The sequence below is a fragment of the Hymenobacter glacieicola genome, assembly GCF_014640315.1.
GTDB classification, from domain to species: domain Bacteria; phylum Bacteroidota; class Bacteroidia; order Cytophagales; family Hymenobacteraceae; genus Hymenobacter; species Hymenobacter glacieicola.
Genome location: NZ_BMGS01000004.1, coordinates 424295 through 437787 on the forward strand (window position 1 = coordinate 424295; position 13493 = coordinate 437787).

The 13493-nt window shown below is 58.6% G+C and carries 10 protein-coding genes; 8 read left to right on the forward strand and 2 right to left on the reverse strand.

Features of this window, described 5'->3' with window-relative positions:
• Nucleotides 1-22 precede the first annotated feature (22 nt).
• The 4 genes from IEW18_RS09765 to IEW18_RS09780 all read left to right on the forward strand — a co-directional run bounded on the left by IEW18_RS09765 (nt 23) and on the right by IEW18_RS09780 (nt 4213).
• Nucleotides 23-1294 (forward strand): hypothetical protein, encoded by a 1272-nt coding sequence (locus tag IEW18_RS09765; protein ID WP_188557650.1) that lies wholly within the window; start codon nt 23-25, stop codon nt 1292-1294.
• 139 nt (nt 1295-1433) lie between these two features.
• Nucleotides 1434-2072 (forward strand): NeuD/PglB/VioB family sugar acetyltransferase, encoded by a 639-nt coding sequence (locus IEW18_RS09770; RefSeq protein ID WP_188557651.1) that lies wholly within the window; start codon nt 1434-1436, stop codon nt 2070-2072.
• Nucleotides 2073-2171: 99 nt separating this feature from the next.
• Nucleotides 2172-3125, forward strand: a complete 954-nt coding sequence (trhO, locus tag IEW18_RS09775; RefSeq protein ID WP_188557652.1) for an oxygen-dependent tRNA uridine(34) hydroxylase TrhO — start codon at nt 2172-2174, stop codon at nt 3123-3125.
• Between the two features lie 215 nt (nt 3126-3340).
• Entirely contained in the window at nt 3341-4213 is an 873-nt protein-coding gene (locus tag IEW18_RS09780; protein ID WP_188557653.1) for a nucleoside phosphorylase, read from the forward strand.
• Between the two features lie 259 nt (nt 4214-4472).
• Here IEW18_RS09780 and IEW18_RS09785 read toward each other — a convergent pair whose 3' ends face one another.
• Nucleotides 4473-4784 carry a hypothetical protein gene (locus IEW18_RS09785; RefSeq protein ID WP_188557654.1) on the reverse strand — a complete coding sequence of 104 codons (312 nt, stop codon included), beginning with the start codon at nt 4782-4784 and terminating at the stop codon, nt 4473-4475.
• Nucleotides 4785-4905: 121 nt separating this feature from the next.
• Nucleotides 4906-5931 carry an acyl-CoA reductase gene (locus IEW18_RS09790; RefSeq protein WP_188557655.1) on the reverse strand — a complete coding sequence of 342 codons (1026 nt, stop codon included), beginning with the start codon at nt 5929-5931 and terminating at the stop codon, nt 4906-4908.
• A 235-nt stretch (nt 5932-6166) separates the two neighbouring features.
• Between IEW18_RS09790 and IEW18_RS09795 the strand changes: the two genes are divergently transcribed.
• The 4 genes from IEW18_RS09795 (at nt 6167) to IEW18_RS09810 (ending at nt 13280) form a co-directional block, all read left to right on the forward strand.
• The gene (locus IEW18_RS09795; RefSeq protein ID WP_188557656.1) at nt 6167-6517 is read left to right on the forward strand and encodes a 4Fe-4S dicluster domain-containing protein; all 351 of its coding nucleotides are present in this window, start codon (nt 6167-6169) and stop codon (nt 6515-6517) included.
• A 236-nt stretch (nt 6518-6753) separates the two neighbouring features.
• A complete protein-coding gene (locus IEW18_RS09800; RefSeq protein ID WP_188557657.1) occupies nt 6754-8067 on the forward strand; it encodes a DUF2268 domain-containing putative Zn-dependent protease in 1314 nt (437 codons plus the stop codon).
• 102 nt (nt 8068-8169) lie between these two features.
• Nucleotides 8170-10860 (forward strand): valine--tRNA ligase, encoded by a 2691-nt coding sequence (locus IEW18_RS09805; protein WP_188557658.1) that lies wholly within the window; start codon nt 8170-8172, stop codon nt 10858-10860.
• Nucleotides 10861-11150: 290 nt separating this feature from the next.
• Nucleotides 11151-13280, forward strand: a complete 2130-nt coding sequence (locus IEW18_RS09810; protein ID WP_188557659.1) for a S9 family peptidase — start codon at nt 11151-11153, stop codon at nt 13278-13280.
• The last annotated feature ends 213 nt before the right edge of the window (nt 13281-13493 follow it).

Below are 13493 nucleotides of genomic sequence, written 5' to 3' on the forward strand. Positions count from 1 at the left end.
TTGCTTTTAACCCTTCGTGCTGGTGCTGCTCAAGCTGCTGGTTGCCTTCTTGCTCAATGCGTTGCTGCTGCTGGCCTTTCTGCGCTGGCTGCCGCGCGTACGGCAACTCCCCGGGCTGGGGCGCTGGGTGCTGCCTACGCTGGGCCTGAAGCTGGTTGCTACCGGTATATCAGTGGTGCTGCTGAGCGAGGACGCCCGCTTCTTTCTGGTCTGGGCCGAACGGATGACGGAGCTGCTCTGGCGGAGCCCGGGCCAGTGGCTGCACATGCTGACTACCGATGAGTTTCACTTGGGACCCTGGCACTTGGTATTCCACGGGTTTTCGAATACGCTGTTCATTACCAAGGTATTATCCGTAGCAAATCTGGCCAGCCTGGGCAACCCGCTGCTCAACGCCAGCTACTTGTCCCTGAGCAGCTTTATGGGTAGCTGGGAGCTGGTGCGCCAGCTTCATCGGCGCTTTCCGGCCGCCAACGCCGGGGCCGCCGTGGTCGGCTTCCTGCTCTGGCCCACGGTGGTGTACTGGACCGCCGGCCTCACCAAGGAAAGCCTGCTGGTAAGCAGCGGCGCGCTGGTGGTAGCCCTGGTCGTGCGCCTCTTGTATGGTGAAATGCCCCTCCGGTGGCCCTTGATAGGTGGCCTGCTGCTGGCGGTCTGGCTGCATTTTAAGATGCGGTACTTCTTTGCGGTAGTACTGTTCGGGACTTTGGCCGGACTGGGACTCGTGCGGCTGGTGCAGCAGCTAGGAGTGGGCCGCAGCCGCCTGGTGCAGCTGGGCCTGATGGTAGGGCTGCTGGGGGCGGGGGCCTGGGCGGCCAGTGAGGTAAGCCCCGTCTTTCGGGCCAATAAATTCACTTCTCAGCTGCAGCGCAACTATACCCAGCTGCTGGCCTCCTCCGGCAACCGCCCGCACCTGACCTACCCTGACCTTCGCCCCACAACCGAAAGCGTAGTTCGACATGCCCCGCAAGCCCTCGTTAATACGCTCGTGCGGCCCTGGCCCTGGGAAGGTCGCAGCATCCTCTACACCATTGCGGGGGCGGAAAATCTGGTGCTGCTGCTGGCCCTCGTGCTGGCTTTAGGCGCGGTGGCGCGCCGGCAGCCCGGCTACTTGCCATTTGCCGTGGCGGCGGCCTTGCTACTGTACTGCTGCCTGGTAGCGGTGCTGCTCGGCCTGACTACGCCCAACCTGGGTACCCTGAACCGCTACCGCGTGACGTTTCTGCCGTTTCTGCTGGTGTTGGGGCTGCAAAACGCCTGGGCCACTCGCGTGCTTCGCTACTTCAGGTTGTAGCCGGCACTTTTGTTGGTTACTCGGGGAGGCTGCGCCACCCCAGTAGTCCGGCTGTGGGCAAGGGCCTAAGAAGTCGTATCTTTGCCCTCCGAAAATAAACTTTCCGGCCGCCATACGGTCGTTTCTGATCCGCTGATCCATGGAAAATCCCGTAATCATTTTGGGTGCGCAAGCCGTCGGCACGGCCGCCCTCGACGCCTTTCAAAGCAATGACGTCGTTGTGTATTGCCTGCTCGATGATGACGCCGCCCTGCAGAATACTGAACTGAACGACGTGCCGGTAATGGGCAACACCGACGACAAGGAGCTGCTGAAACTACTGGGCAAAAAGTGCGAAGTTTTCGTGGCTACCGAGGATACGGCCAGCCGCCGCAGTCTTACGGGCATGTTGCGCCAGGAATACGAAGTAGCGCCCGTCAATGCCATTCACCAGCGCGCCAGCGTGTCGCCGCACGCGTGGCTGGGGCACGGCAATTTGGTGGGAGCCAATGCCGTGGTAGCGGGCACGGCCAAGATTGGTGACGGCTGCATTCTGGGCGCCAACGCCATTGTGGACGTGAAAGCCGAACTCGGCGACTACGCCCAGCTCGGGGCCGGGGCCATTCTCAATGCCGACGTGAAAGTGGGCGAGCTGGCATTTATCGGGGCGGGGGCCGTGGTTGTAGCCGGCGTGAAAATCGGGGCCAAAGCCCGCGTGGGCGCCGGCTCCGTAGTGGTGGCTGATGTACCCGCCGGCCAGACGGTGTTCGGCAACCCAGCTCAGCTAATTAAGAATTAAGAATGAACAATTAAGAATTGGGTAGTGCCACTGCTGGGCGAATACTCCTGATTCCTGATAGTCAATTCTTAATTCCTGATTCTTAATTTTTACTTGAAAATGGACTACCTCGTTCTGCTGTACTACTGCTACACGCCTATCGAGAATCCGGAGCAGTTTCGGGAGGAACACCACCGCCTGTGCCTGAGCCTGAACCTGCTCGGGCGCATTATTGTGGCCTCCGAAGGGCTGAACGGTACCGTGTCGGGCCGCCGCGCCGATTGTGAGCAGTACATGCGCCTGGTAAAGGCCGACCCGCGTTTTGCTACCCTGGAGTTTAAGGTTGAAGAAGCCCCGGCCCATACCTTCCAGAAGCTGCACGTGCGCGTGAAGCCCGAAATCGTGCACGTTGGCCTTCCGCACATCAAGCCCTACGAGCGCACGGGCATTCACCTCTCGCCCACGGAATTCCGCGACCTGAAAGACCAGGAAGACGTCGTGGTGCTCGACGTGCGCTCCGACTACGAGCACAACCTGGGCCGCTTCAAGAATGCCATTACCCTCGACATTGAGAACTTCCGCGAGTTTCCGGAGAAGGTGCAGGAGCTAGAGCAGTTCAAGGGCAAGAAAGTGCTGACCTACTGCACCGGCGGCATCAAGTGCGAAAAGGCCTCGGCTTTCCTGCTGGAACAGGGTTTCGAGAACGTGTACCAGCTCCACGGCGGCATCATTAAGTACGGCCTGGAAGCCGGCGGCGAAGATTTCGAGGGCAAGTGCTACGTGTTCGATGGACGCGTAGCCGTGGATGTGAACAGCGTCAACCCCAGCGTCATCAGCCAGTGCCACCACTGCCATACCCCCTCCGACCGGATGGTAAACTGCGCTAACCCGCACTGCAACGCCCATATTCCGCTCTGCGAAGCCTGCGGGCAGCAACTTGACGGCGCATGCTCCCCAGCCTGCCAGGAGCACCCCGACAAGCGTCCCTACGACGGCACCGGCGCCTACCCCAAAAACAGCAACAACTACAACCCCGAGCAGGGTCTGCTTTCCTACCGCGCCCCGGCGCGGTAGGGAAAATGGCTATTTTCAGCTGTTACCCTGAACGCAGCGAAGGACTTTATCAGGCGAGAACGAATCGGTAAGACGATGGTTGCTCTCGCCTGACAAAGTCCTTCGCTGCGTTCAGGTTGACGTGCTTTTTGCGCGCGTGTTATTATTACGGAGCGAACCCAAACTGCGGTTTTTGCCGTACCATTGCACCTTCCTTTTCTAAAAATCCCCCCGTTATGCCCATCGCCGAATCGGAGCTGATCCTCAACAAGGATGGCAGCATCTATCACCTGAACCTGCTACCCGACCACCTTTCTGAAACCATCATCACGGTTGGCGACCCGGAGCGTGTACCCACCGTCAGCCAGCACTTCGACTCTATTGAGACGATAATTCAGAAGCGTGAGTTTGTAACCCACGTGGGTTACTACCGCGGCAAGCGCCTCACCGTCATCAGCACGGGCATGGGCACCGACAACATCGACATCCTGATGAATGAGCTGGACGCGCTGGTGAACATTGACTTCGTGACCCGCGAGCCACGCCCGTTGGAGGAGCGCATCAACCTGCGCATTGTGCGGATAGGTACCAGCGGTTCCCTGCAGGCCGATATTCCCGTGGGCTCCCTGCTGGTATCAGAGCACGCCGTGGGGTTGGATTCCTTGATGCAGTTCTATCCGCTGGTAGAAACTGGTCTGGAAGTAGAGGTAGCGCGCGGCATACAGCAAAGCCTGCAGCTTGACTACCGCCCGTATTGCGTCCGTGGCTCTGATTTGCTGCGCGAGCAGCTAGGCGCGGGCATGATTACCGGCAATACGCTCACCTGCCCCGGCTTCTACGGTCCCCAGGGCCGGGTGCTGCGCCTCGACCTGCGCCTGCCCACTCTGATTCAGCAATTCCAGCAGTTCCGCCACCACAGCGCCGAGGGCGAGTTCCGCCTCACCAACTTCGAGATGGAGACGGCCGGCTACTACTCCCTGGGCCGCATGCTGGGCCACGAGGTAGTATCCTTGAACGCCATTGTAGCCAACCGCGCTACCGGTGAATTCGCCACCAACTCCGAAGAGGTCATCAACCAACTGATTGCCACCACCCTGGAACGCCTCTAAATCACGGATTTAGATGGATTTTTTGGATTACACGGATTCGTTGTCTGGCTGGTTTGCGCACTCACTAGGCGTTCTGGCAGTTCTGCAAAACACTGACGTTAGGAGGCCGTGACCTGCCCCAGTAGCTTCCTGCTACCGCCAAAAAAGCCCGCTTGACGTCTTGTCAAGCGGGCTTTTTATTTCGTGCAACGAACATTCTTGTGGAGGTGGACTACCTGAAAAAATCCGTGTAATCCGAAAAATCCGTCTCAATCCGTGATTAGTAGAAGTCGAAGCTGAGCACCGAGTGCAGGGGTAGTGAGATGCCTGATTTAAGCGTGAGGTACTCCTCGTGGGTGGCCCACACGGTGGTGTACACTCGTTTTACGCTGCCATCGGCGGTTTGGAAATAGATGTCGAGTTTGCCGTGGTAGGCATTGCCCAGGGTGGCGGCGCGCTCGGCATCGTGGCGGCGGCGCTGAATGGCGGCCTTATCCGTCAGCGCATCCTCGGCGGCAAAGCGCAGGCCGGGAATGGCCTCTTTTTCAACGGTTTCTATAGTTGGGTCGGTGGTCTTTAGTTCGGGAATCATGGCAATGCAGGAATAGAGCGTTTAAGAAGTACAGGGGAAGGCAAGGAAAGTGCCGAATCGGGCGTGAGGAACGCCTGAAGGGCGCCAGGCAGGTAGTTGCCTTCCGTCCTGTTCTGCTTTTTTACGCCAATTCCGCCAAAAAGGCCATGGTATCTACGCCATCGGCGTAATCGGCTACCCCCGGCTCCTGGGCCCGCCCGAACGGGAAGCTGCCCGCAAACAGCCCGCCCGAGGAGACAATGCACTGGGTTTGAGGCGCTACGTCGGCCAGGCGTACCACCAGGTCTACCTCGTTGCTGTACGTTTCATAGTGCAGCACCGAAATGGGCGACACCAGCTGCGTGCTTTGGGTAAGCAGCAGAAAACCGGAGTCGAGGTGGGGCACGCGGTTCACCAGCAGGATGCTCTTGTTATAGTCGTAGTTGTTCTGGTAGCGGTTGTGCTCCAGCACGCGGTGCCAGGGCTGCAAGGAGTCGAGCAGAGGCGTGAAATCGTACTTTTCCGGCACGTAGAGCTTGCTCACATTGCGGCAGCCCAGGCCGTAGTAGCGGAAAATGTCCTCGCCCAGCAGGCCCAGGTCGTGGTCGGTTTCGCGGCCCGTCAGTACGGCCAGGCTGGTGCGGTTGCGGCGGATGATGTTGGGCTTCTTGCCGAAGTAGTACTCAAAGTAGCGGGCCGTGTTGTCGGAGCCGGTGGCAATAAAGGCATCGGCCGCGTTCAGGCGCGGTACCAGCTGAATGTGCTCCGCGAAGCGGGGTTCCAGTTGGGTGAGCTCCTCCAGAATCCACGTCATCAGTGCCGTATCATCGGAGCTGAGCTTGGCCAGCAGAAGGTGGCCCGAAAGCAGCACGCACAAGGCATCATGAAAGCCAACGAGCGGAATGTTGCCGGCCATGACTACCCCAATCTTGCGCGGGGTAGTGGGCTCCGGGCGGTAGCGGCCCGCCCACTGCCGCAAGGGCTCCTCCTCGAGCAGATGCCCAATGCCCCGGATAGCGGAAGCAACATTGGGCAGATCAAACCAATTGTTTTGATTACGAGCCCGGGCAGCCAGGCTGGCCAGCTCATCGGCGTGGGCGGGGGTAGTGAGTGCAGTAAGGCGCTGGCCCAGGGCCACAAATGCAGCCAGGCGGTCGGCGTGCGTCATATGTAAAACGGAAAACGAGGCGAAGAAAAAGGCAGGAGCAGGTAGTGCCTCCGGTGAGTAGCTAGGTAAACCCCCGCAAGCTACGTTTGGATTCCTGGCGGACATTCGGAATTCAGGAGGCAAAATTCTTGTTGAGTACGGCTAATTCCTAATTTTGCCCGTCGGCATCCTGCCCGGGGCAGGTTGCGTACTAGCAAAGCATCCCTTTTCCTACCTTTTTAAGATACCCGAGGCTATGGCCATCATGATAACCGACGAGTGCATCAACTGTGGTGCCTGCGAACCGGAATGCCCCAATACTGCCATTTACGAAGGCGGCGCCCAGTGGCGCTGGGCCGATGGCACCAGCTTGAAAGAAGTGCAAGTAGACGGGGGCGCTACCGTTTCGGGCGTGTCGCCCCAAACCCCGATTTCTGACGAGTACTACTACATCGTGTCCGATAAATGCACCGAATGCGTGGGCTTCCACGAGGAGCCCCAGTGCGCCGCCGTGTGCCCCGTGGACTGCTGCGTAGACGACCCCGACTACCGCGAAACGCAGGAGAAGCTGCTGAGCAAAAAGCAGTGGCTGCACCAGGAAGCCTAGGCTTTTCGGAAGAAACGTCCCGCTAGTTTACAGTAATAGCCGGCAAATGGCTCGTGTCCAAAAGCTCTGCTACCCGGAGCGCGCTGGGCGCGAGCCATTTTGTTGATTGCGAGGTAGGCGTAGCTTATAAAGCAGCGCTCCAGCAGTACCAAGACAACGAAGAGCATAGAGCTGCAGTCACTTTAGCCGCCTATGCTTTTCCTGCTACTTTACTTCCACTATTCACTTGAATTATTATGCTAAAACACCTACTTACCTTCTGCTTCTTAGGGTTGCTAGCAGGGCACCAGGTTCTGGGCCAGCAAACAAAGCAACGCGTTTTTACCTCGGATATCGACCGGTTCTGGGTGGCCTATGATAGCATGCGTACTACCACCGACAGCCTGCGTCAACTCAGTTACCTCAACCGGATATACATTGAGCCCGGTACCCCAGGCTTGCGGGCCCTGATGGAAGCCAAGGATTACACGCCCGGGGAGTGGGTGAGTGCGGTGCGGCGGTATCCGCGGTTCTGGAACTCCATTCGGCCGCGCACGCTACTAGCCAAATCCGGTGTCGAGGGTTTGGAAGATTACCTGCTGAAATTTAAAGCGTTGTATCCGGCTCTGCGCCCAGCTACCATCTATTTCACCATCGGGGCCCTGCGCTCTGGCGGTACCACTCAGGATAGCCTGGTACTGATTGGCGCCGAGGTGTCAACCGGAACCCCAGCCGTGGATATTTCCGAATTCTCGAAGGCTACCCAAATCTTTTTGGCAAACAACTACCGAACGGACCCAATTAAACACATCATCCCGCTTAATGTGCACGAATACGTGCACACTCAGATTCGTCACTACGGGCAGAATGTGCTAGGGCAAGCCATATACGAAGGAATCTGCGACTTAATTACGCAGCTGGTAACCGGCAAAACTATGCCCTATGCCTACACGAGCTATGGCCCGCAGCATGAAGCTGCATTGAAAGAACGGTTCAAGACGGAAATGTTTGTTCCGAGTTTTCGGAACTGGTTTTACAACAATAGCTCCGAAGACCCGAACCATATAGGCGACTTGGGCTACTACATGGGCTATGCCATTTGCAAAGCTTATTATCAGCGGGCCACCAACAAGCAGCAGGCTATCCGGGAAATGATTGAACTGGACTATACCAGTAACCTGGCGGTAGAAGCTTTTCTGACGAAGTCTCGGTATTTCAGCGGTAGTTCAGTTGCAGCCTTAAGAGTAGCCTACGAGAGAAAGCGGCCCTATGTGACCCAGATTCGACCTTTAGTCAGCAGCCAGGCAGTAGATGCTTCCCTCAAGGAGTTGATTATTGAATTCTCGCAGCCAATGAGTCCCTATACGAGCATTGATTACGGGGCAGGCGGCAAGACTACTTGGCCTAACTTAAAAAAAGTTGGTTTCGCGACCGACAAACGGTCCATCACATTTAAAGTAGATCTGCTGCCGGAACACGACTACGAATTTGTGGTCACGGACGGCGGCTTCCAGTCCGAGGACGGCTACCCGCTCAAGCCGTATTCGGTAAGATTTCGAACGGGGAAGTAGAACGGGCGCTTGGCGACGCTGACATTTCGGGCGGAACCATATTTCCCGGCCCCGCCCGAAATGTCTACTTTTGCCCGTATTCTGACCTGATTCCCTTCGACGATGTCCATCGCCAAAACCTATACTCCCGCCGACGTTGAAGCCAAATGGTACCAGCGCTGGCAGGAGCAGGGCTTCTTTAAAGCCAAAGCCAACCCCCGCAAACAGCCCTACTCAGTGGTTATTCCGCCGCCCAACGTAACGGGCGTGCTGCACATGGGCCACATGCTCAACAATACCATTCAGGATGTGCTGGTGCGCCGGGCCCGCATGCAGGGCAAGGAAGCCTGCTGGGTGCCCGGCACCGACCACGCCAGTATTGCCACCGAAGCCAAGGTAGTAGCGTTACTCAAGGAGCAGGGCATCGAAAAGAAGGATCTGACCCGGGAGCAGTTCCTGGAGCACGCTTTTGCCTGGAAGGAGAAGTACGGCGGCATTATTCTGGAGCAGCTTAAGCAGCTGGGCGCTTCCTGCGACTGGGACCGGACGCGCTTCACCATGGAGCCGGAACTGACCGATGCCGTCCTGCGCGTGTTCGTGGACTTGTTTCAGAAAGGCCTGATTTACCGCGGGGTACGCATGGTAAACTGGGACCCCCTGGGCCAAACGGCGCTCAGCGACGAAGAGGTAATTCCCAAGGACGTGATGGCCAAGATGTACCACCTGCGTTACGAGGTGGTGAAAGGTGATGAGGTGAAAGGTGAGGGGGTGAATGGGGCAGAGCAACCGCCTCACTCCATCACCTCTTCACCTCATTACTTGACGGTGGCTACCTCCCGGCCCGAAACCATCATGGCCGACGTGGCCGTGGCCGTAAACCCGAACGACCCGCGCTATACCCATTTGCACGGCGCTAAGGTGCGCATTCCGCTGCTGGGTCGCGAGATTCCGGTGATTCTGGACGAGTACGTGAGCATCGACTTCGGGACGGGCGCGCTGAAAGTGACGCCGGCCCACGATTTGAACGACTACGAGCTGGGCGTCAAGCACAACCTGCCCGTCATCGACATTCTCCACAACGACGGCACCCTCAACGACAAGGCCGTGCTGTACGTGGGACAGGACCGCTTTGCCGCCCGCCGCAACATTGTTAAGGACCTGGAGGAAGCCGGCCACCTGATGAAGGTGGAGGAGTACGCCAGCATCGTCCAGACCTCGGAGCGGACCAAGGCCGTCATTGAGCCCCGCCTGAGCATGCAGTGGTTCCTGAAAATGGAGCACCTGGCCAAGCCCGCCCTGGAGGTAGTAGAAAACGATACTGTGAAGCTGCACCCGGCCAAGTTCAAGAACACCTACCGGGTGTGGATGGAAAACGTGCGCGACTGGTGCATTTCGCGGCAGCTGTGGTGGGGCCAGCAGATTCCGGCCTACTACCTGCCCGATGGCACCTTCGTGGTGGCCCTCAATCCCGAGGAGGCCCTCCGGCTGGCTCGGGTGCAAAGCGGCAACGACGAGCTGCAGCTAACTGACCTGCGCCAGGATGAGGACGTGCTGGATACCTGGTTTTCCTCGTGGCTGTGGCCCATTTCGGTGTTCGACGGCTTCAAGGACCCCGACAACGCCGACGTTAACTATTTCTACCCCACCAACGACCTGGTAACGGGCCCCGACATTCTGTTCTTCTGGGTGGCCCGCATGATTATGGCTGGCCTGGAGTACCGCCGGGAAATTCCGTTCCGCAACGTGTACCTCACGGGCATTGTGCGCGACGCCCAGGGCCGCAAGATGAGCAAGCAGCTCGGCAACTCGCCCGACCCGCTGGACCTGATCAAGCAGTTTGGGGCCGATGGCGTCCGGACGGGCATGCTGTTCTCGGCCCCGGCCGGCAACGACTTGCTCTACGATGAGAAGCTGGTGGAGCAGGGCCGCAACTTCTGCAACAAGCTCTGGAACGCCTTCCGCCTAACTCAGGGCTGGGAGGTAGGCGCGGAGCTGCCGTTCGTGAATGCCAAGGCGGTGGAGTGGTTCTCGGCCAAGCTGCACACCACGCTCACGGAGCTGGACGAGCACTTCGAGAAGTTTCGGATGTCGGATGCGCTGATGACCGTGTACAAGCTGGTGTGGGACGATTTCTGCTCCGTGTACCTGGAGATGATCAAGCCCGCCTACCAGGCGCCCATCGACCCCGAAACCCTGCGGCTGACGACGGGCTTCCTCGAAACCCTGCTCAAGCTGCTGCACCCGTTCATGCCCTTCATCACGGAGGAAATCTGGCACGAGCTGGCTGCGCGCGGCCCCAAGGACTACGTGTGCGTAGCCGCCTGGCCCAAAGCTCAGCCGGTGGCCGGCAGCGCCGAGCTGCTAACCCGCATGGACCGCGCCCTCGACATTGTGGCCGGTGTGCGCAACATCCGCAACCAGAAGGGTTTGGGCCCCAACAAGCCCCTGACTCTGGCCGCCAAAACCGACGATGTAGCCCTACTCCAGGACTACGACGCCATCATCCGCAAGCTGGCTTCCCTCACCGAAATCAGTGTAGTTGATGCTGCTCCCGCCGCGGCGGTAGGGTTCGTGTCGGGTGGGGCGGAGTTCTTCGTGCCCCTGGAAGGCCAGATTGACCTTGGGGCCGAAAAGGAGCGCCTGACCAAGGAAATTGAGTACGCCCAGGGCTTCCGCGACTCGGTGCTGAAAAAGCTCGCCAACGAGAAATTCGTGCAGAATGCCAAACCCGACCTGGTGGAGCGCGAGCGGCAGAAGCTGGCCGATGCCGAAGCCAAGATTGCCGCCCTGGAACAAAGCCTGGCCGCGTTGTAGAGCCAGGTAAGAACCTGCCAAAAAGGCCGCTACGGTAACGTGGCGGCCTTTTTGTTTGTGCTGCCTTCCGCGTAAAGATGCCGCATCCACCCGCCTGTCGTCCTGAGCCTAGCGTAGGTCCTTATCTCACGCCAGAGCGAATCGTTGGTACGAAACCGCGCTAACTTGAGAAGGTCCTTCCTCGCTGCTTGATGCGCGGAATGCTCAGGACGACAGGCGGGTGGATGCGGCTACTTTGTAGCGAAAATTCTGTTTCCTTTAGCGCAGAAGTTCACCTCACTTCCTTCGCTATGAAACCATTACCTACCCTGCTATTGGGCCTGGGCCTGCTGCTAAACGGCGTGGCCCAGGCCCAGTCAACTAAGCCTTCTTCCATGCAGAAACCACCCGTAGCGGCTATTAAGCCCAAAGAACTCACCTCACCCTTCGGCACCCGCACCGATAACTATTACTGGCTGAATGAGCGCGAAAACCCGGAAGTTATCAGCTACTTGAACGCCGAAAATGCCTACACCCAGCAGCAGCTGGCCCCCGTGAAGGGGCTGGAGGAAAAGCTGTTCCAGGAAATCAAGGGCCGCATCAAGGAGCAGGACGAGTCGGTGCCCTACCGCGACAACGGCTATTACTACTACACCCGCTTCGAGGCCGGCGCGGAGTACCCGATTTACTGCCGCAAGAAAGGCAGCCTAAGCGCGCCCGAGGAAATCCTGCTTAACGCCAACGAGCTGGGCAAGGGCAAAGCCTACTACCAGATCGGCGACTTTGAAGTTAGTGACGATAATCAGGTGCTGGCCTACTCCGAGGACGTGGTGAGCCGCCGCCTCTACACCCTGCGCTTTCGCAACCTGAAAACCGGCCAGCTCTACCCCGAGCAAATCCCGAATACCAGCGGCAACGCCGTGTGGGCCGCCGACAACCAAACGGTGTTCTACACCCGCAAAGACCCCGGCACCCTGCTCGATTTTCAGCTCTACCGCCACACCCTCGGCACCGACCCGAAGCAGGACCAGTTGATTTACGAGGAAAAAGACAACACCTTCCGCATCGGGGTAGGCCGCTCGAAGTCACGCAAGTACATCTTCCTGCAGGCCGAAAGCACCATGTCCTCGGAAACCCGCTTTCTGGACGCGGCTACCCCCGCAGCCGCCTTCAAAACCTTTCTGCCCCGCGAAGCCGACCATTTGTACGAGGTCGAGCACCTCGGCCAGGAGTTTTACGTGCGCTCCAATGCCGGCGCGCCCAACTTCCGCCTGCTGAAAACGCCCGTCGCCAACACCGCCAAAACGGCCTGGCAGGAGATTATTCCGCACCGTAAAGAGGTGTTTCTGGAGAACATGGAGCTGTTCAAGGACTACCTGGTGCTGGGCGAGCGGAAAGAGGGGCTGCTGCAGCTGCGCGTGATTCGGTGGCAGGACAAGCAGGAGCACTACCTCAACTTCGGGGAGCCGGCCTACACGGCCGCCATCAGCATCAACCCCGAGTTTGACACGCCCGTGCTGCGCTACGGCTACTCCTCGCTCACTACCCCCAGCTCCACCTTCGACTACGACATGAGCACGCGCACGCGCACGCTGCTCAAGGAGCAGACCGTACTGGGCGGCTTTAACAAGCAGGACTACGTGACGGAGCGCCAGTACGCCACGGCCACCGATGGCACCCGGATTCCCCTGTCCATTGTGTACAAGAAGGGCTTTAGAAAGGATGGCAGCGCACCGGTGCTGCAGTACGCCTACGGCTCCTACGGCATTTCCATGAACCCCACCTTCAGTGCGGCGCGCCTGAGTTTGCTGGATCGGGGCTTTGCCTACGTCATCTGTCACATTCGGGGCGGGCAGGAAATGGGCCGGCAGTGGTACGAGGATGGCAAGAAGCTCAAGAAGAAAAATACCTTCACCGACTTCACCGACTGCTCTAAATTTCTGCTTGACCAGAAGTACACCTCCCCGCAGAAGCTGTTTGCCATGGGCGGCTCGGCGGGCGGCCTGCTCATGGGCGCCGTGGTCAACCTGCACCCCGAGTACTACAAGGGCGTAGTGGCGGCCGTTCCTTTCGTGGACGTGGTAACGACCATGCTCGACGAGAGCATTCCGCTGACCACCGGCGAGTACGACGAGTGGGGCAACCCCAACCAGCAGCAGTATTACAACTACATGCTCAGCTACTCGCCCTACGACCAGGTGAAGGCCCAGGCCTATCCCAACATGCTCGTGACTACCGGCCTGCACGACTCGCAGGTGCAGTACTTCGAGCCGGCCAAATGGGTAGCCAAGCTACGCACCCTGAAAACGGACAATAACCTGCTGCTGCTGCACACCGACATGGCCGCCGGCCACGGCGGGGCCTCCGGCCGCTTCAAATCCATCCACGACACGGCCCGGCAGTTTGCCTTCATGCTGATGTTGCTGGGCGTAAAGGCGTAGCAGAAACGGGCTGGATAACTGTAGGAAACTTATCCGTCATCTTCGCTTGCGCAGGATGACCAAATAAAGAAGCCGGTTCTTCGAAGAACCGGCTTTTTTGTTTGTGTCCTGACCGCAGGCACATAAATATTCCCGGCAACGTGCGACCACGCGGGCAAAGTTGCGTCTGTGGCTGCGGTTGCTCGGCATTCGCACGAACATTATCCGGTTTTG